The 24,752-nt window shown below is 65.9% G+C and carries 26 protein-coding genes and 2 pseudogenes; 9 read left to right on the top strand and 19 right to left on the bottom strand.

The window, feature by feature from the left end:
- Nucleotides 1–12: 12 nt before the first annotated feature.
- Together LE197_RS35815 and LE197_RS37005 are read right to left on the bottom strand one after the other, a co-directional pair.
- Nucleotides 13–1,428 (bottom strand): PepSY-associated TM helix domain-containing protein, encoded by a 1,416-nt coding sequence (locus LE197_RS35815; protein WP_073666464.1) that lies wholly within the window; start codon nucleotides 1,426–1,428, stop codon nucleotides 13–15.
- A gap of 64 nt (nucleotides 1,429–1,492) precedes the next feature.
- Nucleotides 1,493–1,618: pseudogene (locus LE197_RS37005) on the bottom strand (hypothetical protein); the annotation flags it as partial.
- Between the two features lie 174 nt (nucleotides 1,619–1,792).
- Here LE197_RS37005 and LE197_RS35810 point away from each other — a divergent pair.
- The 4 genes from LE197_RS35810 to LE197_RS35795 all read left to right on the top strand — a co-directional run bounded on the left by LE197_RS35810 (nucleotide 1,793) and on the right by LE197_RS35795 (nucleotide 4,359).
- The gene (locus tag LE197_RS35810; protein WP_079388661.1) at nucleotides 1,793–3,082 is read left to right on the top strand and encodes a tyrosine-type recombinase/integrase; all 1,290 of its coding nucleotides are present in this window, start codon (nucleotides 1,793–1,795) and stop codon (nucleotides 3,080–3,082) included.
- A 344-nt stretch (nucleotides 3,083–3,426) separates the two neighbouring features.
- Nucleotides 3,427–3,798, top strand: a complete 372-nt coding sequence (locus LE197_RS35805) for a type II toxin-antitoxin system RelE/ParE family toxin (RefSeq protein ID WP_043156093.1) — start codon at nucleotides 3,427–3,429, stop codon at nucleotides 3,796–3,798.
- The gene (locus LE197_RS35800; RefSeq protein WP_043156092.1) at nucleotides 3,791–4,114 is read left to right on the top strand and encodes a helix-turn-helix domain-containing protein; all 324 of its coding nucleotides are present in this window, start codon (nucleotides 3,791–3,793) and stop codon (nucleotides 4,112–4,114) included. The genes LE197_RS35805 and LE197_RS35800 overlap by 8 nt, the downstream gene beginning before the upstream one ends.
- Nucleotides 4,115–4,164: 50 nt before the next feature.
- Nucleotides 4,165–4,359 (top strand): hypothetical protein, encoded by a 195-nt coding sequence (locus LE197_RS35795; protein ID WP_043156090.1) that lies wholly within the window; start codon nucleotides 4,165–4,167, stop codon nucleotides 4,357–4,359.
- A gap of 82 nt (nucleotides 4,360–4,441) precedes the next feature.
- Here LE197_RS35795 and LE197_RS35790 read toward each other — a convergent pair whose 3' ends face one another.
- A complete protein-coding gene (locus LE197_RS35790) occupies nucleotides 4,442–5,332 on the bottom strand; it encodes an alpha/beta fold hydrolase (protein ID WP_043156088.1) in 891 nt (296 codons plus the stop codon).
- Between the two features lie 104 nt (nucleotides 5,333–5,436).
- On the opposite strand from LE197_RS35790, the gene LE197_RS35785 reads away from it, so the two are divergent.
- Nucleotides 5,437–6,339 (top strand): LysR substrate-binding domain-containing protein, encoded by a 903-nt coding sequence (locus LE197_RS35785; protein WP_043156087.1) that lies wholly within the window; start codon nucleotides 5,437–5,439, stop codon nucleotides 6,337–6,339.
- Here the strand turns inward: LE197_RS35785 and LE197_RS35780 are convergent.
- From LE197_RS35780 to LE197_RS35720, 13 genes and pseudogenes are all read right to left on the bottom strand, one after another.
- Nucleotides 6,314–6,592, bottom strand: coding sequence for a DUF2274 domain-containing protein (locus tag LE197_RS35780; protein WP_052158454.1), 279 nt, complete (start codon nucleotides 6,590–6,592; stop codon nucleotides 6,314–6,316). The two genes, LE197_RS35785 and LE197_RS35780, sit on opposite strands and share 26 nt — an antisense overlap.
- The gene (locus LE197_RS35775) at nucleotides 6,589–7,860 is read right to left on the bottom strand and encodes a TrbI/VirB10 family protein (protein ID WP_054440889.1); all 1,272 of its coding nucleotides are present in this window, start codon (nucleotides 7,858–7,860) and stop codon (nucleotides 6,589–6,591) included. Before LE197_RS35775 ends, LE197_RS35780 begins: the two co-directional genes overlap by 4 nt.
- A gap of 2 nt (nucleotides 7,861–7,862) precedes the next feature.
- Nucleotides 7,863–8,864, bottom strand: coding sequence for a P-type conjugative transfer protein TrbG (gene trbG, locus LE197_RS35770; RefSeq protein ID WP_054440886.1), 1,002 nt, complete (start codon nucleotides 8,862–8,864; stop codon nucleotides 7,863–7,865).
- Nucleotides 8,861–9,565 (bottom strand): conjugal transfer protein TrbF, encoded by a 705-nt coding sequence (trbF, locus tag LE197_RS35765; protein ID WP_054440884.1) that lies wholly within the window; start codon nucleotides 9,563–9,565, stop codon nucleotides 8,861–8,863. The genes trbG and trbF overlap by 4 nt, the downstream gene beginning before the upstream one ends.
- An 18-nt stretch (nucleotides 9,566–9,583) precedes the next feature.
- Nucleotides 9,584–10,966: a P-type conjugative transfer protein TrbL gene (gene trbL, locus LE197_RS35760; protein ID WP_054440882.1), complete on the bottom strand. Its 1,383-nt coding sequence runs from the start codon at nucleotides 10,964–10,966 to the stop codon at nucleotides 9,584–9,586.
- Nucleotides 10,963–11,313, bottom strand: a complete 351-nt coding sequence (locus tag LE197_RS35755; protein ID WP_054440880.1) for a hypothetical protein — start codon at nucleotides 11,311–11,313, stop codon at nucleotides 10,963–10,965. The genes trbL and LE197_RS35755 overlap by 4 nt, the downstream gene beginning before the upstream one ends.
- Nucleotides 11,314–11,325: 12 nt before the next feature.
- Complete coding sequence (gene trbJ, locus LE197_RS35750; RefSeq protein WP_054440878.1) at nucleotides 11,326–12,063, bottom strand: P-type conjugative transfer protein TrbJ; 738 nt, start codon at nucleotides 12,061–12,063, stop codon at nucleotides 11,326–11,328.
- Complete coding sequence (gene trbE, locus LE197_RS35745) at nucleotides 12,060–14,510, bottom strand: conjugal transfer protein TrbE (RefSeq protein ID WP_124148196.1); 2,451 nt, start codon at nucleotides 14,508–14,510, stop codon at nucleotides 12,060–12,062. Before trbE ends, trbJ begins: the two co-directional genes overlap by 4 nt.
- A 10-nt stretch (nucleotides 14,511–14,520) precedes the next feature.
- The gene (locus tag LE197_RS35740) at nucleotides 14,521–14,790 is read right to left on the bottom strand and encodes a VirB3 family type IV secretion system protein (protein WP_032956449.1); all 270 of its coding nucleotides are present in this window, start codon (nucleotides 14,788–14,790) and stop codon (nucleotides 14,521–14,523) included.
- Entirely contained in the window at nucleotides 14,787–15,170 is a 384-nt protein-coding gene (locus LE197_RS35735; RefSeq protein WP_054440875.1) for a TrbC/VirB2 family protein, read from the bottom strand. Before LE197_RS35735 ends, LE197_RS35740 begins: the two co-directional genes overlap by 4 nt.
- Nucleotides 15,167–16,236: pseudogene (trbB, locus tag LE197_RS35730) on the bottom strand (P-type conjugative transfer ATPase TrbB). Before trbB ends, LE197_RS35735 begins: the two are co-directional and overlap by 4 nt.
- A complete protein-coding gene (locus tag LE197_RS35725) occupies nucleotides 16,233–16,709 on the bottom strand; it encodes a ribbon-helix-helix protein, CopG family (protein WP_054440873.1) in 477 nt (158 codons plus the stop codon). The pseudogene trbB and the gene LE197_RS35725 overlap by 4 nt, the downstream one beginning before the upstream one ends.
- Complete coding sequence (locus tag LE197_RS35720) at nucleotides 16,706–18,712, bottom strand: conjugal transfer protein TraG (RefSeq protein WP_124148197.1); 2,007 nt, start codon at nucleotides 18,710–18,712, stop codon at nucleotides 16,706–16,708. The genes LE197_RS35725 and LE197_RS35720 overlap by 4 nt, the downstream gene beginning before the upstream one ends.
- Before the next feature lie 389 nt (nucleotides 18,713–19,101).
- Between LE197_RS35720 and LE197_RS35715 the strand changes: the two genes are divergently transcribed.
- From LE197_RS35715 to LE197_RS35705, 3 genes are all read left to right on the top strand, one after another.
- Complete coding sequence (locus LE197_RS35715; RefSeq protein ID WP_124148198.1) at nucleotides 19,102–19,944, top strand: AraC family transcriptional regulator; 843 nt, start codon at nucleotides 19,102–19,104, stop codon at nucleotides 19,942–19,944.
- 94 nt (nucleotides 19,945–20,038) lie between these two features.
- On the top strand, nucleotides 20,039–20,770 hold the full coding sequence (locus LE197_RS35710; RefSeq protein ID WP_054440869.1) for an AzlC family ABC transporter permease: 732 nt from the start codon (nucleotides 20,039–20,041) through the stop codon (nucleotides 20,768–20,770).
- Nucleotides 20,767–21,081: an AzlD domain-containing protein gene (locus LE197_RS35705; RefSeq protein WP_054440866.1), complete on the top strand. Its 315-nt coding sequence runs from the start codon at nucleotides 20,767–20,769 to the stop codon at nucleotides 21,079–21,081. The genes LE197_RS35710 and LE197_RS35705 overlap by 4 nt, the downstream gene beginning before the upstream one ends.
- 64 nt (nucleotides 21,082–21,145) lie before the next feature.
- Here the strand turns inward: LE197_RS35705 and LE197_RS35700 are convergent, their stop codons facing one another.
- The 3 genes from LE197_RS35700 to LE197_RS35690 are packed head-to-tail and all read right to left on the bottom strand — an operon-like array spanning nucleotide 21,146 to nucleotide 23,749.
- Nucleotides 21,146–21,409 carry an EexN family lipoprotein gene (locus tag LE197_RS35700; protein WP_054440864.1) on the bottom strand — a complete coding sequence of 88 codons (264 nt, stop codon included), beginning with the start codon at nucleotides 21,407–21,409 and terminating at the stop codon, nucleotides 21,146–21,148.
- The gene (locus tag LE197_RS35695) at nucleotides 21,406–22,350 is read right to left on the bottom strand and encodes a LysR family transcriptional regulator (RefSeq protein WP_054440862.1); all 945 of its coding nucleotides are present in this window, start codon (nucleotides 22,348–22,350) and stop codon (nucleotides 21,406–21,408) included. The genes LE197_RS35700 and LE197_RS35695 overlap by 4 nt, the downstream gene beginning before the upstream one ends.
- Nucleotides 22,351–22,366: 16 nt before the next feature.
- Entirely contained in the window at nucleotides 22,367–23,749 is a 1,383-nt protein-coding gene (locus LE197_RS35690) for an MFS transporter (RefSeq protein WP_226033835.1), read from the bottom strand.
- A gap of 169 nt (nucleotides 23,750–23,918) precedes the next feature.
- Between LE197_RS35690 and LE197_RS35685 the strand changes: the two genes are divergently transcribed.
- Entirely contained in the window at nucleotides 23,919–24,719 is an 801-nt protein-coding gene (locus LE197_RS35685; RefSeq protein WP_054440858.1) for a helix-turn-helix transcriptional regulator, read from the top strand.
- Nucleotides 24,720–24,752: the final 33 nt, after the last annotated feature.

The following is a 24,752-nucleotide window of genomic DNA, read 5'->3' as shown; positions in this document are numbered from 1 at the left end:
GGGCAGCAGGTCTCAAGCCAGGACCCGGCGAACCGCCGGCAGCCGCGACAGCACCAGCCAGTCCAGCGCCCAGACCAGCAGGAGCGAGGCCCCCACCAACGGGAAGGCCACGCTCAGCGCCAGCATGATGGCGATGCCGGTCTTCCAGCGCGGCAGCTCGTGGCGCAGCGGCGGCACGCCAAGGCGTCCGGCCGGCTTGCGCTTCCACCAGATCCACAGGCCGCTCGCCGAGCTGAGCAGGATCGCCAGGCAGACCGCGAGCATCAGCAACTGATTGCCCAGGCCGAAGAGCTTGCCTTCGTGCAGCACGACGCCCATCTGCACGCTCCTCGCCACCGCGTTGTAGTCCTGCCAACGCACGTCGGCGAGAACCTTGCCGCTGTACTGGTCGATGTGCAGGGTGGCGTCGTGGCGCGGATCGTCGGGGAACACGGAAATCGTGTAGACCCCCTCCATCCCGCTCGGCAGGGCGATCCCGTAGCCCGCCGCCACGCCGCGCTCGCGGGCGATATCCACCACCCTTTGCAGAGGGATGCCCGCCGGCATCGGCATGTCCATCGGCATCGCGTGCCCGGCCTGGGCGGAATGCCCGCGATGCTCGGCATGGGCGTCGGCCGCCGGCGGCTGCGAGCGCGGCAGCGGAGTGTTCTCCAGCGGCCAGGGCACCTGCTGGCGCGACGCGCTGTTGAGGCTACCGGCCTGCATGTCGGAGGTCGGCACATCGTTCCACATCGCCGCCGGGAAACGGTTCCAGACATCGGCGAACTGCTTGCCCCAGTAGCCGGTCCAGGTCATCCCGCTGAGCAGCATGAACAGCAACAGCAGGCTGCCCCAGAACCCGGCGACCACATGTAAATCGCGCCACAGCGGTCGTCCGCGCAGGTGCAGGCGCGGCCAGAACAGCGCGCTCGCCGCCCGCCCGCGCGGCCACCACAGATAGAGACCGGAGACCACCAGGACGATGCCCCAGCCGGCGGCCAGCTCGATCAGCCGGTCGCCGACGGTCCCGACCATCAGCTCGCCATGCAGTGCCCGGGCCACCGCCTGGAGATTCAGCTGCGCATCCTGGCGGCCGAGTTCGCGCCCGCTGTAGGGATCGACGAAGAGGTTCCATTGCCTGCCCTCTTCGCCAATCACGAATTGCGCGCTGCGCCCCGCCTCGCTCGGCGGCAGGTACTGGCTGACGGCGGCCTGCGGGTGCGCCTGGCGCACCCCGACGAGCAACTGGTCGGCGCTGCGCATCTGCGCACCGGCCTCGACCCGCAGCAGTTGCGGATAGAGCAGCGCATCCAGTTGCGGCTTGAACAGGTAGACGATTCCGGTCAGCGCCAGCAGGATCATGAAGGGCGCGACGAACAGGCCAGCGTAGAAATGCCAGCGCCAGGCCAGCGCGTAGAAGTCACGGCCGTTCTTTTCGTTCGATTGCATGGATCACCTCATCGGAGCGCACACAGGCAAGGCGGGCCCCGCTGGACGGGGCCTCGTTGAAGGTTCAGAAGCTGAAGTCGACCTTGGTCCAGAAGGTCCGGCCCGGCTCTGGAACCGTTTCGTTGGCGGAGAAACCGAAGCCGGCGTCGCCGGCCTTGTTCAGGTGCTCGGTGTAATCCTTGTCGAACAGTTTGAACATATGTTCCGCACCGAGATACGCGGGACTACGCCAGCCCTCGCCGCAGCGAGTTTTCCTAGGGATGAAGCGGATTCACCATATCCCGGTGCCTTCTGCAACCCGACCTGATTCCCCGTCGCCAGGCTCCTACTTGGCCCCTGGAATCGGTCATCCCGAGGACTTCTCATGGCCAAGATCAAGCTCACCAAATCCGTGGTCGATTCGGCGGAACCCGAAGCCCACGACGTTGAACTGCGCGACACCCTCGTGCCCGGCTTTCTCTGCAAGGTCACGCCGGCCGGGCGCAAGGTGTTCATGCTCCAGTACCGCACCAATGCCGGCGATCGCCGCAAGCCCTCGCTCGGCCTGTTCGGCGAATTGACCGTCGAGCAGGCCCGCAGCAAGGCGCAGAACTGGCTGGCGGAAGTCCGCCAGGGCCGCGACCCTAGCGCGGCCAAGACCGAGGCGCGCAAGGTGCCGACCATGAAGGAGCTATGCACGCGCTTCATGGAAGACCACTCGAAGCGGCACAACAAGAAGTCTTCGCAGAAGACCTATCAGACCTATATCGACAACCACATCATCCCGAAGCTCGGCAAGCTCAAAGTCTCCGAGGTCAAGCGCGCCGACATTGCCGCGATGATGAAGAAGATGGAACACATCCCGACCTGCGGCAATCGCACCTACTCGCTGCTGCGGGTGATGTTCAACCTGTCCGAAGTGTGGGGCTACCGGCCCGAAGGCTCGAACCCGTGCCGCCACATCAAGGGACTTCCCGAGCGGGGCCATTCCCGGCTCATCACCGACGAGGAAATGGTCAAGCTGTTCGCCTACCTCGATCAAGCGGAGATCCAGCGCACCATCCGCCCCGAAACCATGTTGGCGATCCGTCTGCAATTCGAGTTCGCGGCGCGCATGTCGGAAATCCTGTACCTGCAATGGGACTGGATCGACTTCGAGAACCGCCGCGTCAACTGGCCCGACAGCAAGACCGGCCCCATGTCCAAGCCCATGAGCGAGGAAGCGCACCGGTTGCTGTCCAATGCCACGCGCTACGAGGATTCGCCCTATGTCATCACCGCCGCACGCAATCACAAGCGGCCCATGTCCAAGGGCGTTTACTACCATGCGTGGTGCGTCATCGCCCAGCGCGCCGGTCTGGAGCACGTCGGCACCCACGGCATCCGCCACCGCTCGGCCACCGACATTGCCAATTCCGGCATCCCGATCAAGGTGGGCATGGCGCTGACCGCGCAGAAAACCGTGGCGACGTTCATGAACTACGTCCACACCGAGGACAAGGCCGAGCGCGAGGCCAGCGACGTGGTGGCGAAGCTGCGCAAGTTGATCGCCAGCGGCCAGCAGGCCGCGCCCACGAAGGCCGAGGAAGCGACGGAACTGCCGCAGGCGCTGGCCGAACTGTTCAAGTTGCTCAAGCGTTCGCCCGAACTGCTGGAAAAGCTGGAAGCCGCGTGATGCCGGCCCAGGCCATACCGGGAAATGTCGTGACGGCGACACGACATTTCCCGTCCTCGCCCGGCCCCGAATTGTCGTATCACCGATACGACAATTCGCGCAGCCGAGAACGAGCGGATGCTACGCCGGAACACGCTCCAGCGAGTTTCCGGCCGCGCTTGCCTGCGGCATCCTTCCTTCATTTGCGGATGGACGCCCGCGCCGCTTGAACTGACCGGCTTCGTTCCACTGGGCATGCCTGGGCGGGCCGTACCTGCCACGGCAAACGAGCCTGCCTAGCGATCTGGCAGCATCCATCCCTTCATGGACAAGTCATGCCACTGAGTGGTATAGTGAGGACAGAGATGCACATCTTCAAAACCCGTCACTTCCAGCGGTGGATGCGCAAGACGGCATTGGGCGATTCTGATCTGCGCAAGGCTGTCCTTGAAATGGACGCCGGGCTGATCGACGCTGATCTCGGCGGTGGCGTGGTGAAGAAACGTATCGGATTGGCCGGGCGCGGCAAGCGCGGCGGAGTGAGAACGCTCGTCGCCACCAACAAGGGCAACCGCTGGTTCTTCGTCTTCGGGTTTGAGAAGAACGAGCGGGACAACATCAGCGACGCCGAACTGCAAGCCTTGCAGGACTACGCCGCCGATTTGTTGGAGCGCACGGCCGCACAACTGGATGCCGCCGCTGCCGACGGCACTTTGCTGGAGATCACCGATGACTGAAAAAGCCCAACCCAAGAGCCGCATTCTGGAAGCGGTGCATGAAGGCGCCCGCGACCTGCACCGCTTGGGGTTCATCGACAAGCGCAAGATGCAGAAGTACGACCTGCTGTGCCTGGAGCCGGTGCAGGACTACGATGCCGCCAGGATCAAGGCGCTGCGCGAGCGCCTGCAACTGAGCCAGGCCGTGCTGGCCTCGGTGCTCAACACCAGCGCGTCCACCGTCCGCAAGTGGGAAGTGGGCGACAAACGCCCCAGCGGCCCGTCGCAAAAGCTGCTGGACATCATCGAGCGCAAGGGCCTGGAAGCCGTGCTCTGAACGGCCGCAGGTACATTGCATTCGCCCCTTCTCCAGAGAGGTGGTTCCTCATGACCAAGACCCGCGCACAACGCAAGCCGACCGCAGCGCCTGACAAAGCGGCTTCTGCTGGTCGCGTCTTCAAGTTCTCGCTCAAGGGCATCCCGGCCGTGGATGCGGCGATGGAAGCCCGCCTGGAAGCCGCAGCGCGGATTCCGCGCAAGGATCGGCATTGCCCGGTCATGGTCGAAGCGCCGGACGCCTGAGCCAGCGCCGATCAGACGAACAAAACCCGCCAGCGATGGCGGGTTCTGCATTTCAGGGGTCGGCGCAGCGGCCCATCGGCACTTACACCGACGCGCAGAACCGCGAAACCGCATCAGCGACCACCTGCGGCGCTTCCCGCTGCGGGAAGTGCCCGACGCCATCGAGCACCTGCCGCTCGTAGCGGCCCGTGAAGAACGCTTCCCGTCCCTTGGAACTGTCGGGGTGGTTGCAGGTATCGACCCCGCCGTGCAGCACCAGGGTCGGCACGGCCAGGACGGGCGCGGGGTTCAGGTGCGCCTCGTCCTCCGCGTAGGCCGGGTCGCCCTCGGCGAAGCCCCAGCGGTGGCGGTAAGAGTGCAACACGATCTCGGCCCAGTCCTCGCCCTGGAACGCCCGCGCTGCCTCGTCGAAGTCGGCCGGGTCATACCAGCCGGTCGGCGCCCAGGTGTCCCACATCTGCCGGGCGAACGCCTCGCGTTCTTCCCGTACCACGCGCTCGCCGCGCGGCGTGGCCATGTACCAGTGATACCAGTAGTTGCGCGCCTGCGCCAAGGACAGCGGCTGGTTCGGGTCGTTGGTGCCGTATCCGACCGACAACATCACCAGGTGCGAGGCCGCACCTTCGCGCAGGCCGCAGGCATTGGCGGCGGCCCGCGCGCCCCAGTCATGGCCGATCAGTGCCGGGCGCTCCAGCCCCAGCACGTCGATGAAGCCCAGCAGATCGCGCCCCAGCGCGGACAACTGGCCGCTGCGTGGCGTGGCGGCATCGCGGAACCGGATCGGCGCGAAACCGCGCAACGCCGGCGCCAGCACGCGGTAGCCGGCTTCGGCCAGCACGGGTGCCACGGCCTTCCAACACTCAGGGCTGTCCGGCCAGCCGTGCAGCAGTATGGCGGTTCGGTCGCCCTGCGGATTCCATTCGAGATAGGCAATGTCCAGGCGGTCGGTTAAGGCATGCTGGTAGGCGTTCATGGTGTCGTCCCTTGTCATGGTGGATGACCCAGCGTAGCTGGACGACACTGTTCGATTAGCGAATAATCATCGTCTATTAATGACTTTTTGCATTTAATGATCGAATGGACACTGCTTCGCCCGCCGCCGATGGCACACCGCTGGACACCGTGCTGCTGCGCACGTTCCTTGAAATCGTGGACAGCGGCAGCTTCGCCGCGGCCGCCGAGCGCCTAGCGCTGACGCCCTCGGCCGTCAGTGGGCACATGCGGCGGCTGGAGCAGATTGCCGGCGCCAGCCTGCTGGCGCGCACCACGCGCCGCCTGGAGCTGACCCAGGCAGGCGACACCCTGTACGCCTACGGCCGCAACATCCTCGATCTGGAGCGCGAGGCCCGCGCCAAGCTGCGGGGTACACCGCTACGCGGAAAACTGCGCATCGGTGCATCGGAAGACTTTGCCGGCGCCTGGCTGCCCCAGGTGCTGCACCGCTTTCGCCAGTGGCACCCCGACGCAACGGTCGAACTGAAGGTCGGCATCACCGCCGACCTGCTGCGCCAGCAGGAGCGCGGCCGCCTGGATCTTGTCTTCGGCAAGCAATGCAGCCGCGTCGAGGGCAGCGGCACGTTGTTGTGGGAAGAACCGCTGGTCTGGGCCTATGCGGCGGATCAGTCCTTGCCGGCGGGCCAGCCGCTGCCGCTGGCGGTCTTCCCCGAGCCGTGCGTCTATCGTGAGTCCGCCGTCACGGCACTGGGCAAAACAGATCAGGCTTGGCGCATTGTCTTCGAAAGCAGCAGCATGGCCGGTTGCCTGTCGGCGGCGCGGTCGGGCTTTGCCATTACCGTCATCGCCGACAGCCAGCGCAGCGACGCTTTGCGCGTGCTGGGCAGCGAAGACGGTCTGCCCGAACTGCCGGCGGCGCGCTTCTACGCCTTCGCCCGCGAGGACAGCGCCGCCAGTGCGGCGCTGGTCGAGGCGGCCCGCCGCGCAGGCCAAGGCCGTTTCATGGGGCACGGCCTTCGGGACTGACAATGGCCGAGCCGGTCTTCGCGGGGCGCTGCTGCGTTGCCGCCCCACGGCGGAACCCTCTATCGCCGGCCATGAAGGCTTCCAGCATGTGCGGGATCAGCGTCGCCGCATCGACCGCTTCGCCATAGGTCTGCGCGTGCAGCGCGGCGTAGCGGTCGAGGTCGGCTTTCAGTCCGGCTGGGCAGGCAAAGGTCAGCTTCGTGGATTCCATCTTTGGCAGCGGCCCCAGCCGCAGCTTTTTGGTGGTGCTCATCGTGAAGTCCCCCGGTTAAAGAACAGCGGCTGGTACGGCCGCAGCACCAGATCGCGGTTGACGATGATGCGTACCGGCAAGCCGGGGCGCTGGGTCAAGGTGGGCTGGATGTTGAGGTTGCGCCGGGTCATCTCCTGGCCGACCTGATTGATGCTGTCCTGCGCGCTGTCGCGCCCGGCGATGATGACGCGATCACCGTCCTGCCGGTTCTCCGGCGCGGCCAACTCGGCACCAATGCCCAACAGCGTCGTCAGCGCCGCGCCGGCAAAGATGCGATCCCAATGCCAGTCCACATCGTCTTCCAGGCCGGCATAGCCGGCCGGGTCGGTGCCGGCCAGGTTGTCGAGCGTCAGCGATGACGTGTCGGGCAGGATGACCCGGTTCCACACCACCTGCACGCGGCTCTGCCCGTAGCTGACCTGGCTGTTGTAGCGCCCGAGGATGCGCGCGCCCTGCGGGATCAGCAGGAACTTGCCGGTGGCCGTGTCATAGACCGGCTCCGTCACCGTGGCGATCACGTCGCCCGGCAAGTCCGACTTGATGCCCGTCACCAAGGCGCCTGCGATCACCGTTCCGGCCATGACCTGATAAGGCGAAGCCGGCAGGGTCAGATTGCCGGAATTACGGGTTTCCGTGGAACCGCCTTTCAAGAACGCCTCTTTCTGGTCTTGCCGGTTCTGTACGGCGGTCGGGTCGGCAGGCTGGGCCGCCGTCGAGGCCGGGCCAGCCGCCAGTGGGTCGAACGCCGCATTGGCGGCGAAGCCCGGCGCGGCGGCCACCTGCGTCTGCGCCACCGGCGCGGCCTGCTGCGAACCCGAGCGGAAGAACACCGACGATGCTGCGGCCGCTTCGGCTTCCTTGCGCAGCGCGTCGTTGGGATCATGGCCAGGGGCCGCGTAGGCGGCCGTCACCGGCTGCTGCGACTTCACGATGGCCGGGCCAAGATCGCCCGGTAGCGGCGGCCCCAGCTCGGGAACGGCGGGCGGCAGCTTCGAGTAGTCCGTCGGCAGCGCATCCAGTCCTTCCGACTTCGACACGCGATCCACGTTGTAAAGCTCGGTCTGCTCGCTGGTTCCGCGCCGCTGCGGTTGCAGCGACCACATCAGCGCGCCAAGCACGGCGACCGACAGGGTGCCTGCGAGGATGGCCAGCGTGCGCCGGTTCAGCCGCGTGACCGGGTGCGGTTGGGCGCGCAGCGCCACCGCCTCGGGCGCGACCTTGCCCGTCGCCTGCGACGCAGTGAGGTCGGGAGTGTCGTCCTGGCTCATGGTCAGTTCCTCCCACTCCTTGATACGACGCCATCGGTGCGCTCGATGCGTACCACGTCGCCACCATCGCCGCCCAGGCGCAGTTCAGCCGCGCCGAACAGCCGATCCACGATGTAGTACGGCGGGCGGAAGCGGTAGTTCACCAATTGCCCGTCACCTTCCGGCCCGATCACGAACAGCGGCGGCAGCTCGCCCTGGGCGATGCCCGGCGGGAACTGGATATAGACCTTCTCGCCGTCATCGAAGGCGCGCAGCGGCTTCCACGGCGGATTGCTGCCGCTGACCGCGTAGCGGAAGCGGATCTTCTCCAGCGACAAGCCAGTATCGACTGGCGCGGCGGCGCTGGCCGCCTGCGACTGGCGCTGCAAGGCCAGCATCCGGTCTTTCGGATAGTCCCAGGACACCGAGGCCATCCACGCCTTTTCCGTCGAGGTCAGCTCCAGCAGATAGGTGCGACGGCTGGTGGTGATGACCAGATTGGTTTTCAGGCCCGATCGGATGGGCTTGACCAGCACATTGACGCGCAGCGCGTCGCCGCTGCCGCTGGACGTGTCGCCCACGATCCAGCGCACGGTATCGCCTGCGGCGACCGTCACCAGTTCCTCGCCCGGCTGGAGCGAAACCACGGTCACGCGCCCCGGCGCGGCATAGACCTGATAGAGCGCGCCATCGGTGAAGGGCCACACCTGAATCGCATTGACGTAGCCCTCGCGCGTGGGCGCGATGCGCGCCTCGGCATTGGCGCGCGAAACGCGCACCTTCTCATCGGCCGGCTCCGGCGCGGCCGGGGCCGCATCAGCCTCCGGCAGCGGCTTCAACTGCGCAGGCAGCGCCAGCGGCTCGGGGACGGCGACGACTTCCACCGGCACGGGCGGTTCGGGCAGCGGCTGGGCCTGAACCGGCTCATCGAGTGAGATGGCCGGCGGCGGCTTGCCTTGCGTGGCGCAGCCTGACAGGGCTGCAAGCGTCAGCACGAAAGCGTAAAAGCGGAAAGGCAGGTTCATGGCTTGGCTCCTTCGGAAGAATCCAGTTCGCGGCTCCACGCCAGGCCATTGACGTAGATGCCCAAGGGGTTGCGGCGCAGGCGTTCTTCGGTGCGTGGGGTTTGCAGCACGATGGACACCACGGCCGTCCACCGCTCCAGGCCGGCGGCTGCGCCGTTGACGTAGCGGCGTTCCGTCCAGCGCACGTTGAACGACGTGTCGCTGGCGCGAACCACGCTGGTGATCTGCACCGTCACCGACTCCTTGCCGATGCGCGCGAATGGGTCATTGGTGCGGGCGTAGTCGTTGAGCACGGCCGCGCCCTTGTCGGTGGTGTAGTCGTAGGCATCCAGCCAGTTCTGCCGCACAACGATGGGATCGACAGACAGCGAGCGCACCAAGCCGACGAAGCGCGCCAGGTGGTGCGCGATCTGCGCATCGGCGGGCCGGTACGGCGTGGCGGCTTCGCCCACGGCGCGTACCTGTCCGGCCTGATCGACCTCGATGACGTAAGGCGTCACGATGGACTGCGCGGAACGCCACACCAGACCGCCGGCCATCAGCAGCGCAAGCACCAGGCAGCCGAAGGCCATCAGCCGCCAGTTCTTCGCCTGCACGCGGGCCGAGCCGATGCGGTCGTCCCACACCTGGGCGGCGGATTGATATGGGGTGGCAGGCTGCGGCGTATCGGCGTAGCGCACCTGCGGGCGTTTGAATCGCATGGGTGTTCTCCTTGGTGGTCAGGTATCGGAATCGCGCAGGCTCGGGCCTTGCCCCGGGCCGCCGCCGTCGCCACCGCGCAGCGTGTGGGCGGCGGTGGTCGCGGCATGGGTGATCTGCTGGCGGCGGTGCATCCGCTTGGCCCAGGCGGGTTGCTCTTGCTTGGGCGCGCTGGCGGTGCCGTCCGCGCCTTCGCCTGCGGCGGCCTGGCCGGAACCGGCAGCGCCGGCGCTGGCATCGGTGCCGTTCCAGCCAGCCCGGAAGGAATCGGCCACCTTCTGCCCGGCGGCGGAAGCGCCGGACGCGGCGCGGCGCCCTGCGGCCTGCGCGCCGGTCTTGGCGACATTCCCAAGGCCAGCCGCCGCGCCCTTGGCCCCGCCGCCCGCAGCGGCGGAACCGGCCTGGAATGCCGATCGGGCACTACCAGCCGCCGACGTGGCGGCGCGTGCACCTACGCCGGCCAGCTTGGCGGCAGCCGGGGCCATGCGTGCCCCGGCCATGACGGCACCGCCCACGCCAGTCGCGGCGGCGCCAACGGCAACGCCAGTACCGACAGCACCAACCGCCGCGCCGGCCATCGCGCCCGCGCCGAGTTGCGGCGCACCGGACACGAGGCCCGTGGCGATGCCGGGGCCGAAGATGCCGAGCGCCAGCAAGGCGAGCGAGGCCAGCATCACGACCAGCGCGTGGTCGATGGAAGGCTCGTCAGGGTGAACCTGGAACTCTGCGAACAGGCCCGAGCCGATGCCGACGATGACCGCCAGCACCAAGACCTTGATGCCTGACGACACCACGTTGCCAAGCACCTTTTCCGCAAGAAAGCTCGTCTTGTTCCAGAGTGCGAATGGGATCAGGACGAAGCCGGCGAGCGTCGTCAGCTTGAACTCGATCAGCGTGATGAAAAGCTGCACCGCCAGCACGAAGAAGCACAGGATCACCACCAGCCAAGCGAGGAACAGCACCACGATGGGGTCGAGGTTCACGAACACTTCGGGAAAGCCAGCCATGTCGCCGATCTGCTCCAAGATCGGCGCGCCTGCGTCGATGCCGGTCTTCGCCAGCCGGCCCGGTTTCAGGAAGTTATCCATGCTCAACGTCGAGCCGGTGGCCGTCAGGCCCAGGCCGGCAAACGACCGGAAGACGATGCCGGCCAGCCAGTTGAAGTTGTTGATGATGTAGGCGAAGGCACCCACGTAAAGCACCTTGCGCAGGAGCTTGGCGATCACGTCCTCGCCTTGGCCAGTCGCATGGCTCATGGCCCAATACAGGCCCGCGATGGTCATGTCGATGACGATCAGCGTGGCGGTCAGGAACGCCACTTCGCCATGCAGCAACCCGAAGCCCGAGTCGATGTAGCGCGAGAAGGTATCGAGAAAACGGTCAATGATGGTCACGTCGTTCATGGCGTGTCCTCCGTAGCCGCGAGCGGCGCATCGCCTTCTGGCGCGTCGTCAGTGGGTGTGTCGAAGCTCGGCGGGATCGGTGGCAGTTCGGCCAGCGTCCGGTATTCGTCCGGCCCGGTCTGGCCGGCGAAGAAGCGCCGCCGGAAGGCTTCGGCGGCGGCGCGGCAGGCGTCTTCGCCTGCGGCTTGCCGGTCGGTTGCGCATTGGGCGCGCAGCGCCTTGAGTCGCACGGGATCGGCGGCCAAGGTGGCGGCCAGGTCTTCGGCCCTTTGTTGGTCGGACGACTGGCCGCAAGCGGTCAGCAGCACGGCCAGCAGCGAAACCGACAGAACGGGAACGCATCGCATGGCCGCCTCCCGTCAGTTGTTGTAGAAGTTGACGGACTGCGGCGTGTACGGCGTGCCGGTGCCCAGGAAGCGCCGCCGCACTTCGCGGGCGCGCTCGGTGGCCGCCGCCTGCCGCGCCAGTTCCAGCGAGGCCGCCCGGTCTTGCGTGATCTGGAGCTGCTGCGCCTGGATGGACTGCTTGGCCTGCAAGGCGAGAAGCTGGTTCGTCGCCTGCATCGCTTGCAGCGCGCCGGTGGCGGACTGGCTCTGGCTGACCAGATCGGCCAGCGCGCTTTCGTCTTGCGCCAGGTTCTGCGACACCTGGGCTTGCATCCGCATCGCGGTGTGCAGGCCGTTGAGCGTGTTTTTCCAACGCTCCTGCGCATCGCGGAACATCTGATCGCCACTGACGGTTGCGGCGTATTGCTCGGGGTACAGACGTGCGAACTCCCGATCCATGTTCGTCACGTCGTAGGCCAGCCCCTGCGCTTCGGCGATCAGGCGCTCGGTGGTGGCGAGCGTCGAGCGCAGCCGGTTGACGATGTTGAAGTCCAGATTCGCCAGGTTGCGCGCCTGGTTCATCAGCATCTGGGCTTCGTTCTGGAGCTGATTGATCTGGTTGTTGATCTGCTCCAGCGTGCGGATGGCGGTCAGCGTGTTCTGCACCAAGTTGACGGGATCAACGAAGGTGAGTGCCGCCGCCGGCTGGGCGAGCATCAGCGAGCCGGCCAGCGCGGCGGCCAGCGTTACGGAAAGCACACGGGTCTTCATGGCAGGTTCTCCTGTCGTGGTTGGGAAAGGAAAGAAGCCGCTGCCGGCGAGGACGGCAGCAGGTCGGCGGCCCAATCAAGGCCGCGATGGCGCAGCCACGCGCCGGCGAAGCCGGGGGCGCCGGCCTGCGTCAGTACGCGGTCGATGTCGCGTTGGTCTTGTGGTGTGGATGCCCCGGCAAAGGCGAGCGCGGCCGGCCCCAGGTCGAGGTCGAACAGGCGATTGCCAAGGCGAGATTGGTAGTAGTAGTCGCGCTTGGGCTGCGCAGTGGCGATGATTTCGATCTGCCGGCTGTTGAGGCCGAAGCCCTCGTAGATCGTGCGAATCTGCGGCTCGGTGGCCTGCGGGTTAGGTAAGAAAATCCTGCTCGCGCAGCTTTCGATGACCGCCGGTGCGATGGATGACTCTTTGACGTCGGCGAGCGACTGCGTATCGAAGACGACGGAAACCTGCTTTTTCCGCAAGGTCTTGAGCCACTGCCGAAGCCGGGCCGCGAATATGGGATCGTCCAGAAAGACCCACGCCTCCCCAAGAAAAAGCATCGTTGGCGAGCCATCGAATCGTTCTTCCAGGCAGGCAAAGAGGTAGTTCAGAACGGCCAGCACGGCGGCCTTGCTGTGCATGAGTTCTTCCATCTCGAAGCACTGCACATCCGCGCTACCCAGCCGGTCGTGGTCTGCATCCAGCAACTTGCCGTGCGCGCCACCGAGGACATAGGGCGCGAGCGCCTGGCGCAGCACGTTCGATTGCAGCAGGACGGACAGGCCGGTCAGCGTGCGCTGCTCCACGGGCGCACCGGCCAGGCTGCCGAGCGCCGACCAGATGGCAGCCTTCTCGTCGGGGCCGACGGTCACGCCTTCGTGCAGCAAGCGCCCTTCGATCCATTCGGCGGCCCAGGTGCGGTAGCCCTCGCGGTCGATGCGGGCCAGCGGCTGAAAGGCAATCTCGCCATCCGCACTGAGGTCGTAGTGCTCGCCACCCAGGCCCAAGGTAGCGGCGCGTATGGATCGCCCTACGTCAAAGACAAAGACACGCGAGCCGCGATAGCGGCGGAACTGCATGGCCATCATGGCGACCAAGACCGACTTGCCCATGCCGGTCGGGCCGACGATCATCGTGTGCCCCACGTCGCCGATGTGCGCCACCAGCCGGAACGGCGTCGCGCCATCGGTGCGCGTGACGATCAGCGGCGGGCCATCCAGATGCTTGTTGCGCTCGGGGCCGGCCCACACGGCAGACACCGGCATCATGTGCGCCAGGTTCAGCGTCGAGACGATGGGCTGGCGCACGTTGGCATAGGCGTTGCCAGGGATGGACGACAGCCACGCATCCACGGCATTGAGCGTTTCGGGGATGGTGACGAAGCCGCGGCCCTGAATCACACGTTCCACCATGCGCAGCTTTTCGTCGGCCACGGCGGGGTCGGCATCGAGCACCGTCACCGTGGCGGTGATGTAGCCGAAGGCGACTTGATCGCTGCCAAGCTCCTGCAAGGCTGCGTCCGCGTCGGCCGCCTTGTTGCTGGCATCCGTGTCCACCAAGGGCGATTCCTGCTGGAAGATGGTTTCGCGCAGCAGCGCGATGACGTTCTTGCGCTTGGCAAACCATTGGCGGCGCAGGCGGCCCAGCTCCTTTTCCGCCTCGGCTTTGTCGAGGCAGAGGAACCGGGTTGACCAGCGATAGGCAAAGCCCAGGCGGTTGAGGTCGTCCAGCAGGCCCGGCCAGGTCGAGGTCGGAAAGCCCCGCACCGACACCACGCGCAGATGCTGGTCGCCCAGCATCGGCGCGAGGCCGCCGACCAAGGCGGAATCGGCCAGTAGCGCGTCGAGGTGAAACGGCACTTCGGGCACGCCGACGCGGTAGCGCCGCGTGGACACCGTGGCGTGCAGGTAGGTCAGCGTCTGGCTGTCGTCCAGCCATGCGATCTCCGGCATCACGCCATCGAGCAGGTCAAAGACCCGATCGGTTTCCGCCACGAAGGCATCGAGTCGGCCTCGCCAGTCCACGCCGTCGCCGGGTGCGTGCTCGTAGAGCAGCTTGGCGGCGCGGGCGCGGGATTCCTCCGGCGGCAGGTACACCAGCGTCAGGTGATAGCCGCTCTCGAAGTGGTTGCCCGATTCCTCGAAGGCGGCGCGGCGTTCCTCGTCCACCAGCCACGACAGCGGTTCGGGGAAGTCCGAATGCGGGTAGTCCGCTGCCGGCCGGCGCTCGGCTTCGATGAACAGCGCCCAGCCCGAACCCAGGCGGCGCAGCGCATTGTTGAGCCGCGCCGACGTGGCGATCAGCTCGCCTTGTGTAGCGCTGTCCAGATCCGGCCCGCGAAAGCGCACCGTGCGCTGAAACGAACCATCCTTGTTCAGCACCACGCCCGGCGCGATCAGCCCGGCCCAGGGCAGCCAGTCGGCCAGCAGCGCGGGCCGCTGACGGTATTCGGCAAGGTTCAGCATGGCATCCCCCTCACACGTCCAGCAGCGGCTTGTGCTTGATGTGTCGGGCGAAGACCTGCATGAACTGCGGATCGACACGCGCGCCCCACACGGCCAGCGAGTGGCCAACGATCCAGAGCACCACGCCAGGAATCCAGAGTTGCAGGCCCAGCCCGACGGCGGCGGCCAGCGTGCCGTTCGCAATGGCGACCGTTCGTGGCGCACCGCCCATGAGGATCGGTTCGGTCAGCGAGCGATGCAGTGGCACCTCGAAGCCCGGAAGATCGTTGGCCGTGCTCATACGACGGCCCCGCCGGAGAAGCTGAAGAACGACAGGAAGAACGAGGACGCGGCAAACGCGATGCTCAACCCGAACACGATCTGGATCAGCTTGCGAAAGCCCCCCGACGTGTCACCGAAAGCGAGCGCCAGGCCCGTGGCGATGATGATGATGACGGCGACGATGCGGGCCACCGGCCCCTGGATCGACTCCAGAATGGATTGCAGCGGGCCTTCCCACGGCATCGAGGAACCGGATGCCTTCGCCGTGCCCGCCGTCATCAACATGACGGCGGCCAGCAGCAGGCCGTGATGCGCGGGGCCGGCCAGTCGCCGCAGGCGCGCAAGGATTGAGGCCGGATTTACGGAAGTACGGAAAGCGTGAGCGTGCATCTGCGTCATGGCAGTTCTCCAGGTTGGTCAAGGGACGGGGAGGCGCAGCGGCATTGGCTGCAAGAGGAACCGGCGGCAGCTCGGGAAACGGCGTTTCCAGCGCGTCCGCCAGGCGATAGCCCACGCCGTCGAAGCCGACGACACGGGCGATGCTTCCGACGCGGCGCTTGCGGCCACGTCCGGCGATGTGGATGACGACATTGACCGCCTCGGCGATCAGCGCACGCGGCGGATTCACCGCGACTTCGAGAATCAACTGTTCGAGGCGCAGCAGTGCGCCCAGCGCGGAACCGGCGTGGATCGTTGCGATACCGCCGGGATGGCCGGTGCCCCACACTTTGATGAGGTCGAGGGCTTCGCCGCCGCGCACCTCGCCGACGATCACGCGGTCGGGCCGCAGGCGCATCGTGGCGCGCACCAGCTCGGTCATCGACACGACGCCAGCGCGGGTGCGCAGCGGCACATGGTCGCGGGCGGCGCATTGCAGCTCGATGGTGTCTTCGAGCACCAGCACGCGGTCACCGGAGGCGGCAATCTCAGCCAGCAAGGCATTGGCGAGCGTGGTTTTGCCGCTGCTGGTCGCGCCTGCGATCAGGATGTTCTGGCGCTCGCGCACGGCGCGGCGAAGAAAGTCCGCTTGGCTTGCGGTCAGGATGCCGTCGCTGACGTAGAGATCCAGGCCGATGATGCTCACGGCCCGCTTGCGCAGCGCGAAGGCCGGGCCGGGTGCGGCCGGCGGCAGAATGCCCTCGAACCGTTCGCCGGTTTCGGGCAACTCGGCGGTCAGCAGCGGCTGGCCGCGATGCACTTCCGCACCGACATGCGCGGCCACCAGCCGGATGATGCGTTCGCCATCGGCCTCGGGCAGCTCCGCGCCCAGCGGCGCGCGGCCCGACGAAAGCCGATCCACCCACAGGGTGCGGTCGGGGTTGAGCATGATCTCCACCACGTCCGGGTCTTCCAGCGCGGAGGCGATCAGCGGCCCCATTGCCGTGCGCAGCATCTGGATACGACGATCCAGCGAGGTTGCGGCGGACGAATGGGGTTCGGGCTGGGTCTTCGGGACGGCGCTCATGAGGCACGCTCCGCAGCGCGTTCATGGCCTTCGGCCTGCGCCGCCGCGTCATCCATCCGCATCGGGTCGGGGTGCAGTTCTTCCACCACGTCGCGCACCAGGCTCCGACCGCGCAGCAAGTGGCGGCCGAGCTGTTCGACGAACTGCTCAAAGCGCGCTTTGCCCTGTGCGCGGGCCGCATCTTGATGCGCTTCGGGAACCGGCGTGCTGACGGTCAGGAAGTAGCGGATGAACAACGCCAGTGTTTCGATCTGGATGTTCTGGTCGCGCTCCAGGCGCTCGGCCTGCCGTGACAGGCGATCCAGCCGCTTAGCGATGGCGGCCTCGCGCTGATCGTCAGCGTCGGGCGATAGCCAGGACGCCAGCGCGGCGGCAACGATGCTGGACTTCGAGACGCCTTTCTTGGCGGCCAGTTCGTCGAGGCGTTTGACGTGTTCGTGCTGGATGAACAGATTGAGGCGGTATTGGCTCATAAGTCGATTCCGTCGTTGGGGTTCAGCGATGCCAGCCGGGCTGTGCGCTGCATCGCGGGGTCGAGCTGGCCGGGAAGCGGCAGCGGTAGGTCGTCGTCATCGAGCAGCGCCAGGTCGGTCGCGTGCGCGTCCGGCAGGGGGTCGTAGGCGACGGTTTCGGAGAGTTCGGGCTGGCGGCGCGGGCCGCCGTCATCGGCACCGCCAAGGTCATCGGTGGATGACATGGCCGGAGTGGCGGGTACGGCGGGAATCGCCAGGTCGCTCCAATCGTCAGGGCGGGCCGGCGGCACATCGGCATAGCGTCCGGCCGCGAGCGCAGGCGGCGGCAGTACGCGCCGGGTGAAGTTCTCGTCCTCGTAGTAGCGCAGCTTCCGCGCCTTGATCGGCGGATGGCCGGAGATCATTACCACCGCCTCGTCGGGTGGAAGCTGCATGACTTCGCCCGGCGTCAACAGCGGTCGAGCCATCTCTTGACGCGACACCATGAGATGCCCGAGCCAGGGGGCCAATCTGTGCCCGGCATAGTTGCGCTGCGCGCGCAGCTCGGTGGCAGTGCCGAGCATTTCGGAAATGCGCTTGGCCGTGCGCTCGTCATTGGTGGCATACGCCACCCGCACATGGCAGTTTTCCAAAATGGAATTGTTCGGGCCGTAAGCCTTTTCGATCTGGTTGAGCGATTGCGCGATGAGGAAGCTGCGGATGCCGTAGCCAGCCATAAAGGCGAGCGCCGTCTCAAAGAAATCCAGCCGGCCGAGTGCAGGGAACTCATCGAGCATCAGCAGCAATTCGCGCTTGCGCTCGATGCCATCGGAACCATCAAGGGACTCGGTGAGCCGGCGGCCGATCTGGTTGAGGATCAGGCGCACGAGTGGCTTGGTGCGGCTTATGTCCGAAGGCGGCACCACCAGGTACAACGACACTGGCCGTTCAGCGGAAATCAGATCAGCGATGCGCCAGTCGCAGCGCGACGTGACTGCGGCTACCGTGGGGTCGCGGTAGAGGCCCAAGAACGACATGGCGGTGGACAGCACACCCGACCGCTCGTTGTCCGACTTGTTCAGCACTTCCCGCGCGGCGGATGCGACAACCGGGTGCGGTGTATCGCCTAAGTGCTTCGTCGTCATCATCCGGTGCAACGTCAGCTCGAAGGGACAAGCCGGGTCGGACAGGAAGTTGGCGACGCCGCGCAGCGTCTTGTCTTCGCCTGCATAGAGCACATGCAGGATCGCGCCGACCAGCAGTGCATGGCTGGTCTTCTCCCAATGGTTGCGTTTCTCCAACGCGCCTTCGGGATCGACCAAGATATCCGCAATGTTTTGCACGTCGCGGACTTCATGCACACCGCGTCGCACTTCCAGCAGTGGGTTGTAGGCGGCGGATGCCGGGTCAGTGGGGTTGAACAGCAGGCAATGCGAGAACAGCGAGCGCCAGCCGGCGGTCAGCTTCCAGTTCTCGCCCTTGATGTCGTGAATGACTACCGACGAAAGCCAGGAAAGCAGCGTCGGGATCACCATGCTGACCCCCTTGCCGGTGCGCGTGGGAGCAAACGCGATGATGTGTTCGGGGCCGAGGTGCCGCAGGTAGTAGCGGAGCCTGCCCAGCATCCGGCCCAGGAAGACGCCTGCGGCCTGTGTCAAACCGGCGTGCTTGATTTCCTCGTCAGTCGCCCAGCGCGCCGAACCGTAGGTCGTGACCATGCGCGATTGCCGCGAGCGCCACACCGACATGGCGATGGCGACGACCACGGCCAGCAGGCCGCTGCCGCCTGCGATGGCCCCGCCTATGTCGAAGACATGCGGCGCATAGGCATCGAAGAAGAACCACCACTCGAACAGCCGCCAGGGGTGATAGACCGGCGTGCCGAAGAAATCGAACCACGGCGAGCCAAGGCGTACTTGATAGCCCAGGGCGGCGGCTGTCCATTGCGTTGCACTCCATACGCCGGCGATCACGATGCCGAAGACGGCGGCGATCTGCCCAAACAGCACGCCCTGAGCTTGCATTGACTGGCCTCCGATGTTCCTGCGCTTTTCCTCGTTCCGAAGCGGCACAAGGACGTGCCGCATAGCGCGAGGATCAGTGCCGGGTCAGTGCCGGTCAAAGACTGTTATCGGAAGCAAGATGATGAAAAAAGCAACGATTCGTGAATCGTCGTACCTGAGTAAATCGCCGCGAGTAAGGGCGCCTTGTGACGCGACGGGAACATTGGCGGCGAAATTTCCATCCGATCAGCCCGATGGGGATTGCTGGAAACCAAGCAACGTCCACGCGAGGTTGAAATCCCGCAAGCCGGATAGTTGCCTTATGCTGACGGCAAAGTGGTTGCAATTAGGTATTGCGGTGCCGTGTGGAGCGCAATTTCGTACAAAGAACAATGAAGGCGGATACGGCCATGACAGACAAGGCCAAGACACGGGAGCGCACCCGATACCAGCGCCTCGACATGCTCGGCGGGCTGGACATGCTGGAAGCGCGCTACCACCAGCAGCGGTTCTCCCGGCACGTCCACGAGACGTTCTGCATCGGCGTCATCGAGGAAGGTGCCCAACGCTTCTATCGCTCCGGCGCGGAGCACGTGGCACCGAAGGGCGACATCATCCTGGTCAATGCCGACGACGTGCATACCGGCAGTTCGGAAATGGAAGGTGGCTGGGCCTATCGGGCGATCTATCCCCATCCCGACCTGTTCTTTGCGATCTCCAGGGACATGCAGAGCGCGGCGGGGACAATCCCCTGGTTTCCTGATGCGGTGCTGCACGACCCCGGCCTGGCGCAGCAACTGCGCATGACGTTCGACCTGCTTGCCCGTCCGGGGGACACGCTGCTCAAGGAAACGCTACTGCTGTCGTCGCTGACCTGGCTGCGGCTGCGCCACGGCAAGACGCGCCGCCCGCCACGAGCCTTGCCCTGCGCGACGACGCAGATCGCCAATGTCAGGCAGCGGATGGATAGCAGCCCTGAACATGACTTTTCCCTGATCGAACTGGCGGACATGGCCGGTCTTAGCCCGTGGCACTTCTTGCGGCAGTTCAAGGCGGTGGCCGGGATTCCGCCGCATGTCTATCTCGTCCAGGCGCGACTGCGCAAGGCCAAGGACATGCTGCTGCACGGCAGTCCCATCGCGGCGGTTTCGATGGCCTGCGGCTTCACTGACCAAAGCCATTTCAGCCGCCATTTCAAGAAGTCGCTGGGCGTGACACCCGGCGAGTTCGTGCGCGGGATTTCACGCCAGTAGGCTCGGCCTCGATACGGCAAGATCGTTCAAGACGCCATCGCCGCGTGCCACTAAAGTCCCCGGTCAGTTTGTTTCAGACCTGACCAGGCAGACGATGGACGATTCGGCCGCACCGCATACACCGCCCCTGCGCGCATCGCAGCGAAGGCAACAATTTTTCCAAGGCGTCGTGGAGATGCTGCCGCTTTGCCTGGCCGTGGTGCCGTGGGGCCTGTTGGCCGGCTCGATGGCCATCCAGTCCGGCCTGAGCGTGTGGCAGAGCGTCGGCATGTCCGCCATCGTCTTCGCCGGCGCCGCGCAACTGGTCACGCTGGGTTTGCTGGTGTCGGGCGCCAATGTCCTGACGATCGTGATCTCGGTGTTCCTGATTACGTCCCAGCACTTCATCTATGCCCTGTCGTTGCGCGGCTTCGTCTCCCGCCTGCAAGCGCGTTACCGGCTTCCGATCGGCTTCCTGCTGACCGATGAACTGTTCGCCCTGAGCAGCACGAAAGACAGCACGCGCGAGCTATCCGTCAGCTACCTGCTGGGCGCGGGCCTAGCCTTCTACCTCGGCTGGGTGGCGTTCAGCGTCGCGGGCATCGTCATGGCGTCGTCCATTCCCGACCTGGATCGTTACCACCTCGATTTCTCCATCATCGCCACCTTCGCCACCATCGTCGTGCCGATGGTCAAGGACAAGAGCACATTGTCGGGCGTCGCCGTGTCGCTGCTGCTGTCCATGCTGCTTGTCTACGGCCATGTCGAGGGCGGCATCGTGATCGCGGGACTGTGTGGCATGGCGTTCTCCGTCGCGGTGGCCCGGATGACGCAGGTGCGGCCATGAGCTGGACGCTGCTGCTGGCGCTTGCCGCCATCGTGTTCGCCAATCGCTACGTGTTCCTTGAACCGCGGCTGCCCGTGCGGATTCCGAAACTGCTGCATGACGCCCTGAAATACTCGGCCCCGTGCCTGCTGACGGCCATCTGCGGCCCCATCATCCTGATGGACAACGGCGCGCTCCGCTCGTTTCCCGACAACCCCTACCTGTGGGGCAGCCTGTGCGCGGTCGTCATCGCCTTCTTCGTCAGGCAAATGGTCGTTGCGGTTCTAGCGAGCTTGCTGGTGTTCTACGTGCTTGTCTTCGTGCTCGGTTGAACCGCGTCCTGGGCGCGTGAGAGACGCAGCAAGCCAAGCTAAGAGTTCTCGCAGCGCCGAAACTTCAGAACTTCGGTGGCGTCTCCGATGGCGTGTAGGGTGTCTTGCCATCGCCATAGAACCGCTTGCGCGTGGCCTCGGCCACCCGGTTGCAGAGCACGTCTCCCAGCGTCGCACGGTCGGTCTTGCATTGCTGGCGCAGTTCCTTCAACCGCGCTGGATCGGCGGCCAGCTCGTCCACGGTCGGCACGTTGGCCGGCTTGGGCGTCTCGGATTGGCCGCAGGCCGTGAGCGCGGTGATCAATAGCAGTGGTGCAATGCGTTTCATGGCGGGGTGTACTCCTGCGGATCAGGTTCAGGTGGCGGCGCGGGCCTCGCGCCTTCAGGCAGGTCGATGGCCGGCACCCGTTCGATGAAGCGGGCGAGCGTTTCCGAAGGCTCGCCTTCCGGGCGCAGCAGGTAGGTCGTCAGCAGGGGCGAGCGTCCAGCCAGGGGCCGGGCCACCACACCAGATTCCTGGCTTGCCGCGATATGTGGCGCACCGGCCAGGCCCAGGGCGAAGCCGGCTGATACGACCACCATCATCAGCTCGAACGAGGCGACGCGCTCGGCGATCAGGGGTTCCCGGTCGGCATGGCGCAGCAACCGATCGACCTGGCGCGCATGCCCCTCGCACGCCTGCGGATCGCATAGCACCAGCGGAAACTGCAGCACTTCATCCAGCGGAATCCGCTTGTGCTTGAGCAGATGATGGCGCGCCGGGACGGCCACCATCAGCGGATCGTTCCAGACTGCTTCGGCGGTGATGCCTTCACCGACCTCATCCGACTGTGCAAAGCCCACGTCGTACAGGTCGTCTTGCAGTCCTTTGATCTGCTGCGCCAGCGGTACTTGGAACAGCCGAATATCGACCTCGGGCTCCTCCTGTCTGCACATCGCCAACAAGGCCGGCAACCGTGACGGCGTGATGCCATCGGACAGTGCAATGCGCAACTGTCCGTGGAAACCATTGGCCGCCGCCTTCACGCTGTCGCGTGCCTGCTGCAAGGCCGAGAACACGCGCGGCACATGCTCCAGAAACAGCTTGCCCGCTCGCGTCAGGCGCGTGCTGCGGCTGGTGCGGACGAACAACTGTTCGCCCAGGTCTTCTTCCAGTTCCTTGATGGTGCGCGATAGGGGCGACTGCTCCATGTGTAGCTTTTCCGCCGCGCGTGCGAAGTGGAGTTCTTCGGCAACAGCCAGGAAGCAACGAAGATGCCGGAGTTCCATCGCGCACCTTCCCCTGTCAGCCTGCCGACCGCTGTGTTCTTGCCAGCATCAGCAACAGGATGCAGACCAGCAGAGCGGCACCGAGGTTGTAGAGCATTCCGACGACGAAGGCGGAAGCGTATTGGCCTGCTTGCGCCACCGCGTCATCGCCTGCGGCCAGCGCCGCACCGAACAGGATGCCGACCACGGCCACGCCTAGCGCGGCGCCGACCTGCTGCACGGTCGAGATCACGCCCGAAGCCATGCCAGCCTGCGCTTCATCGACAAAGCCCAGCACCAGGTTCAGCAGCGGCGTCATGATGAAGCCTTGGCCGGCACCGACCACGACCAGAACGGGGATCAGCCGCATGGGCACCAGTTCCGCGCCCGCGGCTTGCACCTGGGCGATCAGCAGGCCGATCGAAGCGGCATAGACCAGCGCCCCGCTGACGATGGCGGCGGTTCCCCAGCGGGCAACCAGCCGAGGCGCTGCCAGCGATGCCGCGACGAAGCCCACACTGCACGGTGCGAAGATGCTGCCCGCCACGAAGGGATCGAGGCCCAGCCCCGTCTGCACCAGCAGCGCGAAACACAAGAAGAAGGAACTGGACGTGGAATAGACCAGCAGCACCAGCACCGCGCCCAGCGCGAAACGGCGCTGCGCCAGCAGGCGCATGTCCACCAGCGGCAAGCCACCGGCAATCCGCCGCTGCTCCTGCTGCCGGTAGAACAGCATGAGCAGCGCCGTCGCCACGCCCAGCGACCCCAGGCTCCATGCCGGCCAGTCTTGGCCCGGCCCCTCGATCAGCGGCACTAGCAGCAACGCCAGCCCGGCGCTGACCAGTGCCACGCCCGTCCAGTCCAGCGCCGGGCGCTGCGGCGCGCGCGACTCGGGAACGCACCGTGCGGCGGCGATGGCGAACAGGCCAATCGGTACGTTGATGAGGAAGATGCTGCGCCAGCCCAGCCCAAACAGGTCGGCATGCACCAGCCAGCCGCCCAGCACCTGCCCGGCGATAGCGGCCAGGCCCAGCGTCATGCCCAGTAGGCCGAAGGCACGGCGGCTGTCGTCGCCGTCGAAGTTGACCCGGATGGACGCATAGACCTGCGGGAACAGCAAGGCGGCCGCCAGCCCCTGCAACACCCGCGCGCCGATCAGGAAACCGGCGCTGGGCGCCAGTCCGCACAAGGCCGAGGCGAAGGTGAAGCCCGCCATGCCGACGATGAACAGCCGGCGACGCCCGAACAAGTCGCCCAGCCGGCCGCCGGTAATCAGCAGCACACCGAAGGCCAGCTCATAGCCGGCCACGATGAAACCGATCTGCGCGAAGCTCGCGCCCAGCCCGGCCTGCATGCTGGGGATGGCCACGTTGACCACGAACAGGTCGAAGATCGTGACGAAACCGGCGAGCAACAGCACGGACAAACCGAGCCACGGCGGGCCACTGACGGCGCGCTCGGGCGGCCTCGCAAAGCAGGGATTTGAGTTCATCTTGCGTATCCAGGGTAAAGACGCGATCATTCTCAAATCCTTTTTAAACAATTACAATCTAACTGTTTATGCTATTACTAAAAACAATGAGGTAGCGATGCGAACCCTGGAACGAACGCGCTCCGATCTGGCGGCTTTCCTGCGCGCGCACCGCGAACGCCTGTCGCCGGCCGACGTAGGGTTGCCCAGCGGTGGCCGCCGCCGCACGCCAGGACTGCGGCGCGAGGAAGTCGCCGCGCTCGCTGGTGTCGGCTTGACCTGGTACACATGGCTGGAACAGGGGCGCGATATTGGTGTTTCGGCCACCTTTCTGGACAACCTGGCGCGAGTGCTGAAACTGGATGCCGCCGAGCGGCGACACCTGTTCCTGCTGGCGCACGAGAGGCCACCGGCCGAGCCGGGCAAAACATGGTGCGTGCTGCCGCCGCTGGTGCGGCGCTTGATGCACGACCTGCCGCACCCGGCCTTCGTGCTCAACCTGCGCTGGGACGTACTGGGCTTCAATGCGCCTGCCGATCAGATTTTCGGCTTCGGCGCGCACGCGCCCGAGCGGCGCAATCTGCTCTGGCTGCTGTTCACCGATCCCGCCCTGCACGAGCGCGTGGACGCCTGGGAAGAACAAGCTCCGCTGATGCTGTCCAGCTTCCGACGCGACTTTGCCCGCGCCACGCAGGAAGCGGACATTCACGAACTGGTGGACGAACTGGAACGGGTTTCGCCCGAGTTCAAGACATGGTGGCGGCAGCACGACGTTCATGCGGCCTGCAATGGCGTTCGCAAGCTGCTGATCGACGGCAAGCCCGAGCCGTTCGAGCACACCTCGCTGACCGTCGATGAAGACCGGCACCTGCGGCTGGTGGTGTATGCGCGCCAGGAGACTGCCGCGCATAGCCCGTAGTCGGAACCGTGACGACTGCTCGATGTGCAACGC

The organism is Pseudomonas sp. PS1(2021) (assembly GCF_020405165.1).
In the GTDB taxonomy this organism is placed as follows: domain Bacteria; phylum Pseudomonadota; class Gammaproteobacteria; order Pseudomonadales; family Pseudomonadaceae; genus Pseudomonas; species Pseudomonas aeruginosa.
Note: the sequence above shows the minus strand (reverse complement) of the source record. Positions and strands in the feature narration are given on the sequence as shown.